The organism is Paracidobacterium acidisoli (assembly GCF_003428625.2).
In the GTDB taxonomy this organism is placed as follows: domain Bacteria; phylum Acidobacteriota; class Terriglobia; order Terriglobales; family Acidobacteriaceae; genus Paracidobacterium; species Paracidobacterium acidisoli.
The window spans coordinates 566,219-582,746 of the sequence record NZ_QVQT02000004.1; the positions used below are offsets into that span (position 1 = coordinate 566,219).

Consider the following 16,528-nt stretch of genomic DNA (forward strand, 5'->3'; position numbering starts at 1 on the left):
GGTCCGTCTAGGAACAGCGAGCGATCAACTGAGCCAGTGCATCCATCTCGCCAGGATCGAGATCGACAAGCGGCGAGCGGACCGGTCCCGCGGGCCTTCCGATGACGCGCATACCGGCCTTTACGATCGACACGGCATAGCCCTTTCTCCGGCTGCGTATGCCGATATACGGCAGGACAAAATTGCGCAGCTTCTGGAAGACCTCATCGTGGTCGCGCCTGCGCACCGCCGCATAGAAGCTCTGAGCAAACCGCGGAAGAAAATTGAAGATCGCCGAAGAATACGTGGTCACGCCCATCTCAAGATAGGGCAGTGCAAAAGTCTCTGCGGTTGGCAGGCCGCCGATATAGGTGAGCCGATCCCCCAAACGTGCATAAATGCGCGTCATCAATTCGATGTCACCGTGCCCATCCTTGAAGCCGACAAGATTGGGGCATCGGGCACAAAGACGCTCCAGAGAGTCTTCGTGAAGGATGGCATTATCGCGGTTGTAAAAGATGACTCCCAGTCGAGTGGAGGCACATACGGCCTCTACATGCGCCATCAGACCCGCAGCTTCGCTGCTGACCAGGTAGGGTGGCAGCAGCAGCAGGCCATCGGCACCGGCAGTCTCTGCCGCCTGTGCAAACTGTTTCGCGATGGCGGTCCCGTATCCGCAACCGGCCACGACCGGCACCCGATGATTTGTCTGCTGCGCAGCTGCTGAGACAACCTCGGAAAACTCCTGCAGTGTGAGCGAGAAAAATTCCCCCGTTCCTCCTGCGGCAAACAGACCGGCTGGTCCATGCTGCAGGAGCCACTCAATATGTTCACGATAGAGCTCTTCGCTGAACTCGAAAGAATCGGTGAAATGGGTAACGGGGAACGAGAGCAGTCCCGCTCCTGTTTTCTTCGCAAGCTCTTCCGCAGATATCGGGGTCATGAATTCCTTCAGTGCAGATTGCGTGAGGGCTGTACGCCAGAACTATAGAGAAATGCCGAACGTCCGACAAGCAGAGCGCGTATGAATCGCACCGTTTTTCTGTCGGGAACTTCGACTGATGTCAGACAGCGTAATCCGCCGACTGCATCAGGCCGCGAATGTAGCCATAGCAGAAGGCGAACGACTGAAGACCATGAGGATCGAGCGCCGCTGTGGGAACATGATCGGGCATCAGCATGTATTGGTAGCCGACTTCTCTGTATACGTGCAGTGCTCTGACCATATCCACGTCACCTTCATCGGGAAAGACCTCGACAAAATCGTTACGGTGGCCGCGAATATTACGAAAGTGGACATTGAAGATCTTGTTGCGCTCACCGAAGTAGCGAATAACGTCATAAATCTGCTCCTTCGGATCGGCCAGCATCTCAGAAACGGTTCCCTGGCAGAAGTTGAGTCCGTGATAGGAGCTTTCCCGAATGGTGATGAAGCGCTTGAGGCCATCGACGGTACCGAGAACGCGGTCGACGCCCTGATAACCCTCAGGCGGAACACCGGGATCTTGTGGATGGCAGGCCAGGCGAATTTTGTATTCATTCGCAACCGGAACGACACGATCGAGAAAATAGGTAATGCGCTCCCAAAAGGCATCTGCATCCACAGGCCCCGCAATCGTGAGCGGGGTATCCGGATGCGCCTCGGAGAGCTTCCAGACCTTGTCGAGTTCATCGCCGCGTCCAGGCTGCGTGCCGCTGCGAAGCACGCCCAGGATGCTCATGTTGTATTTGATGGACGGAAGACCTGTTCGCGCGCAGTTGCGGATGAGGTTCTGAAAGCCTTCGATATCCCGGTCGCGCTCCGGGCTCTGCGCCAGCATGATGGCCGGATGCTTCTCGTTATTGATGTAGCTGGATTCGAGAATATGCGGGCCCACGCAGAGAATTTCGATGCGGTGCTTCTCCGCCAGATCGCGCATACTGCTCAGCTCATCCACCGTCGGATAAACGCGATTGCCGCCAGGATCGCCGATCCGCGGATAGCCGCAGATATGACGGACACCATAACGCGCCAGATAACCCAGATGCTCATCGGTGGTAGGCGCGCTCTGGCATCCGAGTTTCAGCTGTGATGGCTGCCGGGGGCGATTCTGTGCCGCGGCTGGTAAAGGTAAAGACGCTGATGCGCCGCTCGTCAGAGCCAGAGCGGCGGAGCCGGAAGTCGTGAGAAATCGCCGGCGATTCATGGCCATGAAGGTACCATGAGCAACATGCTGCTGTTCAGCAGGGAATTACTCAGGCCGGTGTTGATAGGCAGCGATGGCCGCCTGCTGCACACGCTTTAACGGCACATGATGTCTGGCCGCTGCCGCGCGGCAATCCTCAAATTCTGGCGCGACGTTCCGCTCTTCTCCATGCTGCGTACCAACCTTCAGACGAATCGTTCCATAAGGAGTATCGACCGAAGTATGACTGCGCTGGAGGCAGATACGGCGATCCTTTCGGATACGAACACCCAGTGTGCTGGTCTCGCTCAGAATCAGCTGCTCGAATACGGAGCTCTCAGATGGGTTGCAGAGTACTGTCAGGAGAGTCCCGGGACGCCCTTTCTTCATCATCACCGGCGTCAGCATAACGTCCAGGGCACCCGCGGCCAGCGCCTGTTCCATGACGTATGCAATCAACTGAGGCGAGCTGTCATCCAGCGCTGTCTCGATCACTGTGACTTCTTCTGACTCGTCCTTCTTCTGCGTTCTGACATCCTCGCCCAGACTGAGCCGAAGCACATTCGGGAAGCCGTCAGGATTGCGTGTACCGGCTCCGTAGCCAATTGCCGTCGCACGCATCGGTGGCTGCGGTCCGAAGGCAGGATTCATCATGCGCAGCAGCGCAGCCCCCGTCGGTGTCGCCAGTTCCATCTGCATGTGAGCGGAGTAGGTTGGAAATCCGCGCAGCAGATCAGCCGTTGCCGGTGCCGGAACCGGAAAAAGGCCGTGTGCGCATTGCATCATGCCTCCGCCAACATTGAGTGGAGATGCATGCCATGCATCGATCTGCAGATAATCAATGCCTGCGCAGACGGCAACGATATCGACAATGGCATCCACTGCTCCCACTTCGTGAAAGTGAATGTCTTCGACAGGAACGTTGTGGATTCTCGCCTCTGATTCGCCAAGCAGCTCGAACGTGCGGATCGCCATATGCTTTACCGCATCGCTCAGCTCTGCGCTTTCGAGGAGCGAGCGAATCTTCATCAGCGAGCGGCCGTGGCTGTGCTGGTGTTGATGAGGGCGTTCCGGTGTCGAAGCATCGTCAGCGTGGTGATGATGCTGTGAAGGCTCATGTGCCGAGTCTGCCGAGGGATGAGAGTGCATCGGCTCTTCGGCAGGCAGGCCGTCTTCCAGCACAAGCACTTTCGTTGCGGAGAGGCCGCTGCGGTTTACCGTCTCAATCTTGAGGCTGGCATTCAGAGCAAGCGCGGCAATGGCCTTATCGAAAACAGTTGCGGGAACACCGGCACTGAGCAGCGCGCCGAGAAACATGTCGCCGGAGATTCCGGCAAAGCAATCAAGATAGGCAATGCGCATAGGGTCGGCACGCACCGGCTTTGCATTCGCTGCTATGCAAGCGCCAGATTGAGGTTTTCGATGGCTTCGTCCACTTCCCCGCTGTTTTTGTATCCAATCGTGACAGCGTCGACGCCTGCATTTCGGAATGCGAAGCGCATCGCCGCCTGCCGGTCTTCCCGGTTAAATGTGCCTTCTCCCACCAGCTTCATACTGATGACACCAAGCCCGTTTTGCCGCGCCTGATGAATGTGCGTCACCACTTCATGCACATTGCCCAGACCATCGGTGGCGTAATTTTCAGCGTCCATTCTTGTGCCCTTATGGTTCACACGAATCATCGCCACTTCCAGCCACTTGTTGTCCGGAACCTGACGCAGCGCGGGCAGTCCATGCACCGATGCTCCATGGCTCAGTACAGCCTTCTTCGATTGAGCTTCCAGAAGACCGTGCTGCCATCGTGCACTGTCTTCAGGCCATGTCGCGGTGTGCTGCCAGTGCAGCAGCATAATGTCGAAGTATTCTGTATTCGCCTGACCACGCAGCTCATCAATCTTCTGCAGCGGGTCCACATCCGGGCTGGTTGTCACCTTCGACATCAGTCGATAGCTGTCACGAGGCAGCCCTTTCAGGGCTATGCCGAGCATCCTGTGCATATCGCCGTAAGAGTCCGCCGTTTCAAAGAAGCGAATGCCGCGATCGTAGGCATACCTTATGAGCTTCGTGAACTGTTCCTGCCCGAGATCGCGCTGCACCTGTCCGCTGAACGTCCCCGTGCCGAACGCCAGCCGCGTTACTTTGACGTCTGATTTGCCCAGGGTTACCCAGTCTGTCGCTGTCCTGCGCTCCGCTTCCAGCGGAAGCATGCCAAGGCCGGCCAGAGTGCCGGCAGCGACTCCGGTTTTGAGGAGATCGCGTCTGGTGTACTGAGGCATATATCCTCCTCGAGCAGCACCGATCGTACCACAGCTTTCCGGCGATATTCCTTAAAGCCAGGCGCCCTGCAGCCGCCGTCTGTTCCGGAAATGAAAGTCTGTGCAGGGCTTATTTCATAAGGATTTATTTCATCGGCGGAGTTGCTTCGGTTGCTGCGTACTCCACCCGGTCGCGGCCGTTGTTCTTGGCCCGGTATAAAGCCCGGTCCGCCGCCGCCAGTGCCTCATTCGGACTCCACAGCGGTGTATGTTCCTCATGGCCGTCCAGCAGAACCACGCCAAAGCTGCACGTTACCGAGAGCTGGCTCCCGTCAATTTCATAGGGACGCGCCGCCAGCGCCAGGCGCAGCTCCTCGATACGGGTCATCGCCGCCACTCCACCCAGGGTGGGCATCAGCAGCAGAAACTCCTCTCCGCCATAGCGTCCCGCTTTGTCATACACACGAATCCCGCTCTGCAGCCTGGCTCCCATTTCGCGCAATACGCTGTCGCCGGCCAGATGCCCATATTTGTCGTTCACTTCCTTGAAGAAGTCGAGATCGGCCAGCACCACGGCGAGAGGCAGCCGCTGCCGCTTTGCGCGTTCCAGCTCCACCATCAGCATCTGGATGATGCCCTTGTGATTCAGAAGCCCGGTCAGATCGTCATGCGTCGCCTGCTGCTCCAGCTCATGGGTGCGCGCCGCTACCAGAACTTCCAGCTCCTGCTGCCGGCGCAGCAGATGCCGCACTCGCAGCCTCCACGCAATCGCCAGCAACCCCGCCGCCAGCAGCGCCAGAAGCAACCGGAATGCCCAGGTCTGCCACCAGTTCGGCAGAACCGTGAAGGTCATCTCGGCAACCGGCGATTCGCGATGTGTGGTATCGTCGATCGTCCTCAGAGAGAAGACATATTCGCCTGGTGAAAGGCGGGAATACTGTGTCTCCGCCTCCGTTGTCTGAACCCAGTCCGAATCCTCGCCTTCCAGCTCATACTCGTAGCTCAGCTTGCCTTCCAGTCCGAAATTCAGCGGTGCAAACCGTATCTTGAGCGGGGCGCGGCTCCACGGAAGCTCCGGATTACCACCCTCCGGAACCTCGCCGGCCGCGGGTATTTCAATGGTGGGCCGTGTCGGAGCGGCATCTTCCGGCAGCGTGTTATGGGGGCCGCCGGTGAAACGGCTGATGCCTTCACTGGTGCCAATCCACACGGTGCCATCGCTGTCTGCCCAGAACGCCTTGTTGTCCGTGTCGTTCCACAGCAGCCCGTCGGCAGAGGTCAGCAGCCGCCAGCGCTGCCCATCAAAAACATCTACCCCGCGATCGTGACCCACCCACAGCCGGCCCTGACGATCGAATCGCACAAATTGCGTCGACAGTGAGGAAACCTGTCCGGACCCCATCCATTCCACGGAGACAATCCGGTCTCCCCGCAGGCTAAAGCGCACCACGCGCGAGAAATTGATGGCCGCCCAAAGGCTTCCATCTGAGGCGAAGTCCATATCGGTAATCTGTCTCGTCACTGCGCCGTGGTCTTCGCATGACGTGCACGATACTCGTTTCCAGATGTCTCCTTCGCGGACAAAAAGCCCATCCTCACTCGCCGCCCACACAGTTCCATCCGAGCGCCCGGTGACCCGGTTCACGTTTCCCCGATCCAGTCCCGTCACGGTTACTTTTTGTGCGGCGCCTGCTTTGGCATCGCTGTCGATTTCATAGAGCCCATGCTCGGTCGAAATCCAGATATGCCCCATTCCGTCTGCATAAATCTGGTTGCCGCTCGCGACCGTGCCAACTTTCTCTGCCTTCATCGTGCCAGGCTGGATACGGGCAACGACTCCTGAGTTCGTGACTGCCCAGATCTTTCCCGTGCGATCTTTGGTGAGTCCTACCGTCATTCCCAGCGTCAGCCCGGCAGCGACTGTCGTAAAACTCTTCCGCTGTGGGTCGCTTACGCTGATGCCTTTGTCGTGCGCCACCCATACTCGTCCGTTATCGTCGCGCAGGACCGCCCACACGATCGGGCTGCCCAGCCCGTCATCTATGGTCCAGTTTTCCCACTGACCATATCCCAGCCAGCGGGCCAGCCCATGCCCGGCTTCACCGATCCATACCATCCCATGGTGATCGGTAAACAGGCTCTCCACGTCGTAATGGCTGAATCCCTGCTGTGGGCCATAAAGCTGCCACGCGCCACCACGCCATACCGCGACGCCATCGCTGGAAGGCGTAATCACGTCGCCTTCAGCGGTCTCTCCAAAGGACACGTAGTAGTTGTTGGCCAGCTCCGGACCGCTGCTTCCCGTACGGTCTTCCCACCGGGAAGCGCCATTCCCCAGCTCGACTACATGAGCCGTGCTGCGTACCCAGATGTTCCCGTTGTGATCTTCGTAAAATGCCAGCCAGTCATCCTGAGGGACGCCGCTCCCCGCATCCCATCGTGTCAGGCGGCTGCCATGCACCTCGCAGACATTCTTTCCGCAGCCGAACCAGATCCTGTCGTCGCGGTCCGCCAGCACGCTGGTGATGGTCTCGCTTGGATCGAGTGAGCGGAAGTCTCCCGATCCCGCCACCGCATTGGCGCTCCATTTGTCGTCACCGTTCGGAGCAATCTCGAAGAGCCGGGAGCGGCTGACCGCCAGCAGATGTCCATTCTTCAGCGCGGTCAGCGATCCATCCAGCCCGACCGACAGGCTCCCCTCGGCCGACCTCACCTCGGCGAACCGGCCGCCATCCAGATAAAACAGTCCGCCGCTGGTACCGGCCCACAGTCTTCCCGTCGCGTCCTCAGCCAGCGCCACCACATACGGGTCGCGAAGTCCCTGCCCTGTGCTGAACTCCAGAAACCGCGCTCCGTCGTACCGGAAGAGGCCATTGTCCGTGCCCAGCCAGAGAAATCCCGAGCGATCTTCCATCATGCTGACCACGTTCAGGTTTCTCAGCCCCTGGCTGGCGCCCCACGTCCTGAAGGTATAGCGCTGAGCGGCGCATGAGGCTGCGCCGCCTGCAAGGAAAATCAGGCACAGGAAAGCGGCGCGCAGCCGTACATAGGGGCACAGAAATGGCATCATCGGCTCTGGAAGAGAATGCTCGCAATATAGCATCGGCAGAGAAGAACGATGAATAACTCTTTACAGGTCTGTCTGGCAAAAAAGAGTTAGAACAGAAGATACCTTCGCCGGCAATTTACCGGCCTGCCTCTGATTTGACCGCGCCGCCCATTGCTCCGTACCCTCATAGATGTCTCCCCAGGATTTTGCATTATGCAGATAACCGTTCTCGACCTCGAGCGAGAGCCGATCGAATTTGATCTCGCCCTGCCCCCAGGCTCCATCCATTATGGGGATGAAACCACCCAGGCCGGCCCGCTCGCAGTCACGGGCCGTGCCGATCTTATCGAGGAGCATCGCGGTCCCCGTGAGATCATCCCCGACATCCGGGTACGCGCAGAATACAACGGCAGTTTTCAGATCCTCTGTGCGCGCTGCCTCGAACCCGTCGAAAATACCCTCGCCGGCCAGTTCGACCTGCTCTTTCGCCCGCTCGGTGCCGATCAGGGTCCATCCGATCGCTCCATCGGCGCGTCCGAGACCGAAATCGGTTATTATCAGGATGGTAGTCTTTTGCTGGAAGACGTCTTGCGGGAGCAGGTGCTTCTCTCCCTTCCCGCCCGAACGCTCTGCCAGCCGGACTGCAAGGGGCTTTGCCCGCGCTGTGGACGTAATCTGAATACCGAAACCTGCACCTGCGATACGGCTCCGGCCGATCCCCGCTGGTCGGCGCTTTCAGACCTGCGCAGCCGGATCGGTTCCGGGCCTTCCAAAGGCTGATCGAAAAGATTTGAGTTTGCACCCCGAACGTCCGGGCCAACTGAGCGATGCGTTTTGTACGCGGCCACGGCCAGGCGAATGATCGGGATGAAAGGAATTCGCAATGCCCAATCCGAAGCGGCGCCACTCCAAAGCCCGCACCTCCAAGCGCCGCGCGCATGACGCGCTGACTGCTACCGGCCTCTCCGAGTGCCCCAACTGTCATGAGCGCAAGCTTCCACATCGCGCCTGCTTAAAATGCGGCCACTATAAAGACCGCGAAGTGCTCGAAGTGAAGGAAGCCAGTTAGCCTCGACGCTCTGATGCTGACCGACATCGCTCTCGATGCCATGGGTTCGGACAAAGCCCCCGAGCCGGAAATCCGGGGCGCTATTGCTGCATGCACGCACCTGCCTGTCCGCGTTCACCTTGTCGGGCCGCAGGACGTGCTGCGCCGTGCCCTCTCCGCACATCTGAACGGCCAGCAGCTTCCCATTGAGATCGTCCATGCCAGCGAGCACATCGCCATGGACGAAAAGGCCGCGCATGCCGTCCGCGCCAAAAAGGACAGCTCGATGCGCGTAGGGCTGAAGCTCGTCCGCGAAAAAAGGGTTGCCGGCTTCTTTACCGCTGGCAATACCGGGGCCGGTATGGCTACCGCCAAGATGGTGCTCGGAGCGCTTCCCGGCGTCGATCGCCCTGCCCTTGCCATCGTCGTACCCACGCTTTCCGGCTCGCCGACCATCCTGCTTGACGTGGGAGCCAACGTCGACTGCAAGCCGCAGAATCTTGAACAGTTCGCCGTGATGGGTGAGATGTACGCCCGTAGTGTTCTTAAAATTGCCCGCCCCCGTGTCGGCATCCTTTCTGTCGGCGAAGAAGAGGGCAAAGGCAACGACCTGACTCGGGAGGCATGGGCGCTGCTGAAGCAGTTGCCCATCAACTTCATTGGCAACGTCGAGGGCCGCGATATCTACAACGGCAGTTGTGACGTTATCGTTTGCGACGGCTTCGTCGGCAATGTTGCCCTGAAAACCTCTGAGGGCCTTACCCGCCTCGTCCGCGAGATGCTCAAAGCCTCTCTCACTACGACTGTGACGGCGCAGGTGGGAGCGCTGCTCTCGCGGAAGGCCTTCAACGCCTTTAAGCGCCGCCTCGATCCTTCGGAGTACGGCGGAGCGCCGCTGCTTGGCGTGCGGGGGGTCTGCATCATCGGTCACGGCTCGTCGAACGACCGCGCCGTTATGAACGGTATCCGTGTTGCCGCAGAATTTGCCCAGGCCGGGATTAACGACGGCATCGAGCGCGAGTTCTCGCAGCGTCCCGTTACCGAAACGGATCAGCCTTCCGTCGATCCCAATCTGCCGCTGCAGTAAAAGTTTTCAGTTGTTAGTTCACAGTTGCCGGTTCCCGGCTGTCGGCAGACCCTTCGGCGCTCCGTCCGCTCCTGCAAACAGTCCGCAGTTAACCGGGGACTAACAACTGAAAACCGGGGACTGCCAACTGGAGACTGCCTTTTCACGCAATCGCCTTTGGAATCGCCTCTTCCCAGCGCCCCTGCGCCTTCAGAATCAGCTCCACCACTTCTCTGGCCGTTCCTTCGTTTCCCCGTGCCCGCGTCACGTAGTGGCATATCGCCTTCAGCTCCGAAGCTGCATTTGCCACCGCCACGGCCAGTCCGGCCCGCCGCGCCAGCGGCATGTCGGGCAGATCGTCGCCCATATAGGCCACCTCGTCTTCCCGCACTCCGGCCTTCCGGACGCACTCTTCAAACGCTGCCGTCTTCGTTGACTGTCCCAGATATACGAAGTCTACCGCCAGCTCCTGCGCCCGGTGCTGCACGGCCGGCGATTTCCGTCCGGTGATGAAGCCTGTCTGAATGCCCATGATGTGCGCCAGCTTCAGACCCGCTCCGTCGAGCGAATTAAAGACCTTCATCTCCGCAATGCCGCCCTCAGGCAGAGATATCAGGCACACCCCTCCATCGGTCAGTGTCCCGTCCACGTCCATCAGAAACAGCCGTATCTTCCTTGCGCGCTCCACAAGCGCGGCATCGAGCGAGAGAGTATCCGTCATGGCGCCATTCTACCGTTGCTGAAGCACAAACAGTTCCAGTCTGAATTCTGCAGAGTGCCCGTCGGTTCCGATTCTCAATCCATCACCTGAAAAATCACCAATCTGAGATACTTTTCCGATGTTTCGGAATCTCCTCGCCCTCGCCGTGTTTCTGGCAGCCCCGGCAGTGCATGCGGCTTCCACTCCGGATGCATCTGCCTGGAAGGCAAAAGTTACGCATGCCATGCCTCTTCTTGGTCATCGCAACTGGATTCTTATCGTGGATTCCGCCTATCCTCTCCAGACCTCACCCGGCGTGGAAACAATCGAAACCGGCGCCGGCATGACGGATGCCCTGCACTTCGTGCTCGATACGATCCGGCATTCGGAGCATGTGCGGCCGGATATCTACATGGACGCAGAACTGCCATTCATTCCTGAGCAGGACGCGCCCGGCGTCTCTCGTTATCGGAGGACGATGGCTGACATCCTGCATTCCTACAAGGTTGAATCCCTGCCGCACGATCGGATCATCGCCAATATCGATGAGGCCGGAAAGATATTTCACATCCTGGTCCTCAAAACAAATCTGACTATTCCGTATACTTCGGTGTTTATCCGTCTCAACTGCAGATACTGGAACGACGATGCGGAAGCACGTCTGCGGGAAAAAATGAATGCAGCGGGAGCCAGATAAGGTCTGCTGAAATGTGCCGCCGTCCGTTCAGCCTCACCCGGCTCCATGCATTGATCAGCGGCCGTGATCGAAATCAAAGGGCGAGGTCAGCCACGGCGTCGACCATACGTTCGAGCCGGCAGCCGTCGCGCATTTCTTCCCGGCAGGACCAGCCGCACAGTTCCACCAGTTTTCCGTCGCGTCGATGTTGCCCATCCCCAGGTTATCCACTCCGATCGCATTCCTTCCAAAGTCGTTGAAGTGCGCATCGACCCGCCCCGCAGGCGCCTTGAAGGCAATGTCGATAGCCTCATCGTCGATCACATTCTGCGAGATCTGCGTCCCATACACCGGAGCCACGCTGTAAAGGTTGATCCCTGTCGGACCGGCCGTAGCCGCATCCTCTGTATCCGCCGCATTGCCCGAGATATGGTTGCCGATGATGACGTTATTGTTCAGATTGACCGCAGGAGCCGGAGCGGGAGCCGCAGCATGATTGTGCATCGTGACCCCCGGCAGGCCGTTGTTGAGAATCTCATTGCCGATCACCACATTGCCCGACGCCGTCGTGCCCGGAAACGGAGCGAAGATCCCTACTCCCGCGCCTGCTCCAGGAAGCTGCAGCCCGTTACGTGCCGAGACGTTGTGCGAGATCGTGTTGTGGATCACGCCGAACGATACCGTCGCCGTGGGAATCACGGTCGTGGCCGGTCCGTGCGATGCCATCGTGATCCCGCAGTCATACGGATTGTCGTGGATATAGTTTTCGCTGATGAGATTGTCGAAGCTCGGCCCCGTCTCATCGCTGATCAGAATGCCACCCGAGTTATGATCGCTCTCGTTACGCACCACCGAGGTATGGTTGGCGCCCATCAGGTGAATCCCCTCGCCGCAGTCGTCACCCTCGTTCGTCTCGAAGGCGGGAATGCCCGGGCATGCCGAATCGGCAATGTCGAGTGACTGATTATTGTCGAAGATATGGTTATCGACCAGCGTTACGTCTGAAGCATTCACGACCAGAATGCCCTCAAAATCCGCGCCGTGAATACTGAAGCCTGAGACCAGCACCTGCGCCACACCTGCATGCGGCGCTGCGGACATTCCATTGATGAAGATGCCGTTCGGCAGCCCGGTCGCATTGATCGTCGGATGCGCGTTCTGCGCTGCCACCAGCGAAAGCGGCTTTGTGATCGTCACGTCTTCCGCATACGTGCCCTGCGCCACTTCAATGGTGTCGCCGGGCGCTGCCGCCGCGACCGCCGCCGCGATCGTCGATTTGCAGCCCGCCTTGCCGCCGGGGTTGACGCACAGCACAGCAGCCGCTGCGCTGCAGACTCCGAATGAGGACAACAGGGCCAATCCGATGAAACACCGCACAGCATAGCCATGGATTTTTCCATGACGAATCATTCTCAGGTGCTGAAACATGGACTCCTCCTGATCTGAAACTGGTTATGGGTTTTCTGAGCGACCGAGCGTGGGTAGGAAATGGGGGAATTCGAAGCACCCCGATACTAGTCCCACTGCTTTTGTGGCACAAGAAACAAATCAGGAAATAAGCCCTGCAGAGGATGCGCCGCATGCGGTCCGCATATTATCCTGGAGCGGCGCGTGATCGGTTCTTCGCAGTCTGCCGATTACATGTAATTCGAGATTTCAATCAGGTTCTGATCCGGGTCGCGCAGGTAGACCGAGCGAATTTTCCCCATCGCTCCCGTCCTCTCTACCGGACCCAGCTCAATCCGTACACGCAGCAGTGTCAGATACTCGATGACTGACTCAAGCGGCGTCTCCGTGATGAAGCAAAGATCGCCCGAGCCCGGCGTCGGCCGCAGCGCATGCGGGCTGAGCTCATGCCCGCGCTGGTGCAGGTTGATCTTCTGCAGGCCGAAGTTAAGTGCCCGTCGCCCCTCGAACGTCACCGCTTCCATGCCCAGAGCTTCCGTGTAGAAGTCGATGGTGGCGTCAATATTGCCTACAGTCAGCGCAATATGGTCTAGGCTGTCGATCGTAAAGGCCATAGGCATCGGATCATACGCGTTCGTTTATCCATCCGTCTGCACTCTGTGCGCCTCGGCATATCCCCGGTGTACTGCGGATCAGACGATGGCAGAGGCCAGCAGAGACGCTGCCCGGTCAAGCAGATGGCTGGGATGAAGCGGCTTGGGCAGAATCTCGAAAATGTGGCCGTTTTTCATAGCATCTTCCGCCAGTTCGGCCGCGCCCGGATGAGCTGAAAACAGCAAAAGATGGCAGTTTGGATACATTGCCTTCAGAGCGATGGCCAGATCCAGCCCATTCATCCGCGGAAGTACGACATCCACGATCGCCATATCCGGCTGCCAGATGGCCAGTATTTCAATAGCTTCTTCGGCTGAGTACGCAACCCGTGCAGCGTAGCCATGCGTCGAAAATATAAGTGCCAGGCTGTCTGAAATTCTGCGCTCATCATCGACAATAAGGACTTTAGGGCCGTTGGAGCATCCTGACATCGATATTCCTTCCGGGAACCGGCAGGTTCCGGATATTGTTCTGGTCGTTGGGTTCCGGAGTGAGCTCGATGGGCGATAGCCCATGCTCCGGAGGGTGGAGATGGCCCACATGACTGGTAGACGAGATTCTGGTCAGGTGCGCCACTTTTCGTGAGCGCATGGCTTTTCCGAAAGAATCTCTGCTTTTTCCTTCTTTTTTCGTTCTGAATGCCGGCATCGGCAATATGCTCCACGTGCCGACTACGATGCTCGAAAGTTCCTGCTAGTATACCTGCCGAGGAAGCTAAATTATTGATTTCATTGAGGCAATTGCATGGGCGCAATTGCCCGAAGGCGTGAAGGATTCGCATGGCTGCACAACAAAGTACTTCCCCTGAGTGGGCCGAGAGAATTCAGCGGCTTCTCCGGGAGCTGAAGGTTACCCAGGCCGGTCTTGCCGAACGGCTCGGGATATCTCCCGCCACCGTGTCGCGCTGGACACAGGGAAAGCGGGAGCCGACGGCTGAAATGTATGTTGCGTTGGGAAATCTGGCTCGCCGTCCGGCCGGAGTGTATTTCTGGGAGCGCGCCGGCGTCGATATTTCCGGCCATCCCGATGCCAGTTTTCGTCAGATGCTTTCGTCGATGCGCGTCTCTCTGCAGGATTTCAAGCTGGTATCCAGCCGGAAAGTTTCAAGGCAGCTCTCCGGCAAGGCAGGCGCTGTAGCCATTCCGCTTCTCAATGTGACTGCTTATGGAGACCGGGTTGCGCCGAAGCAGAATGTACATCTCTCTGAGGCCCAGGTGGAAGACGTGCTCCTGGCGCCGCTGGCCTGGTGCCCTCACCCGGAAAATATGATCAGCATGCATGTTTCCGGGGATTCCATGTATCCGACCATCCCTTCCGGCTCGATTATCTTCGTCGATACGGCTGCCACCGACCGCAAAAACCTTGCGCGGAAGCTCACCGTAGTCGCTCACCGGGACCTGGGTTTTAAGATCGCCCGCTTCCTGCGTCTGGCCGGTGCGGACCTCCTGGTTTCGGCGAATCCGGAAACGATGCCGATTGATATCAGCAGCGCGTCCAGATGGAAGATCTTCGGAGAGGTTCTCTGGTGGGTTTCGAAAGACGCGGAGCCAGGCCACTGATCGAGGATTGCTTATTCCCGGCAGTCTCAGGGACTGATGCGGCGAATTCTTCCCGAGAAATGATCCGCTCACTCAGCGGAATAAATGCTCTGCAGCGGCAGCGTGATCGATATCGTCGTGCCATGCGATGCGGGATCGATGCTGCTGCGAACGCAGATCTTTCCTCCATGGCCTTCCACAAACTGCCTGGCGACAAACAGCCCGATTCCGGTTCCTATCGTCTTGCGCGTGGTAAAAAAGGCTTCGAAGACCCTCGGCAGCATCTCTGCGGAAATTCCCGTTCCGTTGTCTTCGACCGTCAGAAGCACTCCAACCGGAGTATCTCCAACGGCAAGCCGCAGAACACCGCCGGAGGGCATCGCGTAGATTGAGTTTGCAATCAGGTTTGAGATGACCTGCATCATCTCTCCTCTTCGCACCACGATCTCCTTTGAGGAGTCGATGCACAGCTCGACGCGTATTCCTGCGGAGTCGCATCGTGGCCGGTAGATCCTGGCGGCATCGGCAACCAGTGTGGCCAGCGAGGTGCTGATCGCTGAAGCATTTTCTCTGTAATAACCCAGGGTCTGCCTCGCAATGTGCGAAACGCGTGTCACTTCGCTTTCCGCGGAGGTGAGATAGGCGATCTGTTCCGGGTCGGTCGCTTTTTTGCCCGCGAGATACAGCAGGTTCACGACCGCCTCCAGCGGATTATTGATTTCGTGAGCAATGGTCGCCGCCATGCGCCCGGTCGCGGCAATCTTCTCCGCCTGCAGAATCGATATTTCCATCCGTTTCCGGGTTGAAATGTCACGCAGAATCTTCGAGGCGCCGATAATCTCTCCGGAAGCGTCTCTTACCGGAGAAATGGAAAGGGATACGTCGATCCGCTCTCCGCCTTTCGTTAGTCGAACGGTCTCAAAGTGCTCAATGCGTTCTCCATGGCGAATCTTTTCAAGAATGATCTTCTCGTCATCATGAAGTTCTTCAGGAATCAGTCTGAGGATCGAAGCGCCAACCATCTCCTCTTCTGAATAACCGAGAGTCCGCGTGGCTGCATGATTCCAGCTTGTTATCCGGCCGGTAAGATCCTTGCTCAAAATCACATCATCGGAGGACTCGACAATCGCGGCCAGCTCGCCCAGCCTGTTCGATGCATCTTTCTGGCGCACTTCGGTCTTCTTCTGCTCCTCGATTTTCTTCATCAGCTCTTCGCGTAATCTGGCATTTTCTATCGCAATCCCCGCGTGAGCCGCCACCGTAGCCACCAGTTCCTCGGCATCCCTGTCGAAGACACCCGTCTTTTCATGCCCATAAAACAGGCCACCCAGCACCTCGCCGCTCTGCGCCTTCACCGGCACGGCCAGATAGCTGTGAACAGGTAAATGTCCGGGAGGCATGCCGTGGAACGGCGCGTTCCGGCCGTATCTCGGATCTTTGGTGATATCGGCCGACCGCATAATGCCCCTTCCCTCAAAGGTCTGGGCAAATATCCCGGTGCTGCGCGGCATGGGAAACGCGCTGAAATTTTCGCGATCGACCCCGGAGAGGGTATACAGGCGGTAATGCTCGCCTTCTTCATTGATTATGTTGTAGAAGAAAGCACCGAATTGCGCTCCGCAGAGCGCCAGTCCTGCATCCGTGGCCGACTGCACGATCTTTTCCAGATCGCGAGTGTTTACCAGCGACAGACCTGTCTGCACCACGATCGCGAGCTTTCGCTGGAGATCACTGGATAGAGTCATATCTCAAACGTCATCGACAATCGATGGATAAGTGCGCTCCGTTCAGGGGCGATGATAAAGAAACAGAGGAGTGAACTCATCATAACTGACGGTTTTCCATCATTCAGACCACATAACCGGGTTGGAAAGTCCGGATACTCCGCCTTGTCAGACCATGTAATTGTTCCGGCAGAGACACAAAAAAGCCTGTCCCCGCCGCTGATAGCGGACGGGAACAGGCTGGCGAACAGAGCGCTTCGAGCGCGT

The 16,528-nt window shown here is 58.1% G+C and carries 16 protein-coding genes; 5 read left to right on the plus strand and 11 right to left on the minus strand.

What is annotated here, in order from left to right; translation table 11 throughout:
* Positions 1 to 7: 7 nt before the first annotated feature.
* The 5 genes from kdgD to D0Y96_RS13515 form a co-directional block, all read right to left on the minus strand.
* Positions 8 to 922 (minus strand): 5-dehydro-4-deoxyglucarate dehydratase, encoded by a 915-nt coding sequence (gene kdgD, locus D0Y96_RS13495; RefSeq protein ID WP_117300707.1) that lies wholly within the window; start codon positions 920 to 922, stop codon positions 8 to 10.
* Positions 923 to 1,043: 121 nt separating this feature from the next.
* Complete coding sequence (locus tag D0Y96_RS13500) at positions 1,044 to 2,171, minus strand: mannonate dehydratase (RefSeq protein WP_252263749.1); 1,128 nt, start codon at positions 2,169 to 2,171, stop codon at positions 1,044 to 1,046.
* A gap of 39 nt (positions 2,172 to 2,210) precedes the next feature.
* The gene (gene larC, locus D0Y96_RS13505) at positions 2,211 to 3,521 is read right to left on the minus strand and encodes a nickel pincer cofactor biosynthesis protein LarC (protein WP_350449065.1); all 1,311 of its coding nucleotides are present in this window, start codon (positions 3,519 to 3,521) and stop codon (positions 2,211 to 2,213) included.
* Positions 3,522 to 3,538: 17 nt separating this feature from the next.
* The gene (locus D0Y96_RS13510) at positions 3,539 to 4,420 is read right to left on the minus strand and encodes an aldo/keto reductase (protein ID WP_117300711.1); all 882 of its coding nucleotides are present in this window, start codon (positions 4,418 to 4,420) and stop codon (positions 3,539 to 3,541) included.
* A 124-nt stretch (positions 4,421 to 4,544) separates the two neighbouring features.
* Positions 4,545 to 7,469: a ligand-binding sensor domain-containing diguanylate cyclase gene (locus D0Y96_RS13515; RefSeq protein WP_158562384.1), complete on the minus strand. Its 2,925-nt coding sequence runs from the start codon at positions 7,467 to 7,469 to the stop codon at positions 4,545 to 4,547.
* A gap of 192 nt (positions 7,470 to 7,661) precedes the next feature.
* Here D0Y96_RS13515 and D0Y96_RS13520 point away from each other — a divergent pair, with 192 nt between their 5' ends.
* From D0Y96_RS13520 to plsX, 3 genes are all read left to right on the plus strand, one after another.
* On the plus strand, positions 7,662 to 8,228 hold the full coding sequence (locus D0Y96_RS13520; RefSeq protein ID WP_117300716.1) for a YceD family protein: 567 nt from the start codon (positions 7,662 to 7,664) through the stop codon (positions 8,226 to 8,228).
* 103 nt (positions 8,229 to 8,331) lie between these two features.
* The gene (rpmF, locus tag D0Y96_RS13525; RefSeq protein WP_117300718.1) at positions 8,332 to 8,517 is read left to right on the plus strand and encodes a 50S ribosomal protein L32; all 186 of its coding nucleotides are present in this window, start codon (positions 8,332 to 8,334) and stop codon (positions 8,515 to 8,517) included.
* A gap of 13 nt (positions 8,518 to 8,530) precedes the next feature.
* On the plus strand, positions 8,531 to 9,583 hold the full coding sequence (gene plsX, locus D0Y96_RS13530) for a phosphate acyltransferase PlsX (protein WP_117300720.1): 1,053 nt from the start codon (positions 8,531 to 8,533) through the stop codon (positions 9,581 to 9,583).
* 142 nt (positions 9,584 to 9,725) lie between these two features.
* On the opposite strand, the gene D0Y96_RS13535 is transcribed toward plsX, so the two are convergent.
* A complete protein-coding gene (locus D0Y96_RS13535) occupies positions 9,726 to 10,283 on the minus strand; it encodes a KdsC family phosphatase (RefSeq protein ID WP_117300722.1) in 558 nt (185 codons plus the stop codon).
* A gap of 118 nt (positions 10,284 to 10,401) precedes the next feature.
* On the opposite strand from D0Y96_RS13535, the gene D0Y96_RS13540 reads away from it, so the two are divergent.
* Positions 10,402 to 10,959 (plus strand): hypothetical protein, encoded by a 558-nt coding sequence (locus D0Y96_RS13540; RefSeq protein WP_117300724.1) that lies wholly within the window; start codon positions 10,402 to 10,404, stop codon positions 10,957 to 10,959.
* Positions 10,960 to 11,013: 54 nt separating this feature from the next.
* Here the strand turns inward: D0Y96_RS13540 and D0Y96_RS13545 are convergent, their stop codons facing one another.
* The 4 genes from D0Y96_RS13545 to D0Y96_RS13560 all read right to left on the minus strand — a co-directional run bounded on the left by D0Y96_RS13545 (position 11,014) and on the right by D0Y96_RS13560 (position 13,590).
* Positions 11,014 to 12,288, minus strand: coding sequence for a right-handed parallel beta-helix repeat-containing protein (locus D0Y96_RS13545; RefSeq protein ID WP_158562385.1), 1,275 nt, complete (start codon positions 12,286 to 12,288; stop codon positions 11,014 to 11,016).
* A 287-nt stretch (positions 12,289 to 12,575) separates the two neighbouring features.
* Entirely contained in the window at positions 12,576 to 12,959 is a 384-nt protein-coding gene (locus tag D0Y96_RS13550) for a VOC family protein (protein WP_117300728.1), read from the minus strand.
* Between the two features lie 78 nt (positions 12,960 to 13,037).
* Positions 13,038 to 13,430: a response regulator gene (locus D0Y96_RS13555; RefSeq protein ID WP_158562386.1), complete on the minus strand. Its 393-nt coding sequence runs from the start codon at positions 13,428 to 13,430 to the stop codon at positions 13,038 to 13,040.
* Positions 13,405 to 13,590, minus strand: coding sequence for a hypothetical protein (locus tag D0Y96_RS13560; protein WP_158562387.1), 186 nt, complete (start codon positions 13,588 to 13,590; stop codon positions 13,405 to 13,407). The genes D0Y96_RS13555 and D0Y96_RS13560 overlap by 26 nt, the downstream gene beginning before the upstream one ends.
* Positions 13,591 to 13,778: 188 nt before the next feature.
* On the opposite strand from D0Y96_RS13560, the gene D0Y96_RS13565 reads away from it, so the two are divergent.
* Complete coding sequence (locus D0Y96_RS13565) at positions 13,779 to 14,558, plus strand: LexA family transcriptional regulator (RefSeq protein WP_117300733.1); 780 nt, start codon at positions 13,779 to 13,781, stop codon at positions 14,556 to 14,558.
* A gap of 68 nt (positions 14,559 to 14,626) precedes the next feature.
* On the opposite strand, the gene D0Y96_RS13570 is transcribed toward D0Y96_RS13565, so the two are convergent.
* On the minus strand, positions 14,627 to 16,282 hold the full coding sequence (locus D0Y96_RS13570) for a PAS domain S-box protein (protein ID WP_117300735.1): 1,656 nt from the start codon (positions 16,280 to 16,282) through the stop codon (positions 14,627 to 14,629).
* Positions 16,283 to 16,528: the final 246 nt, after the last annotated feature.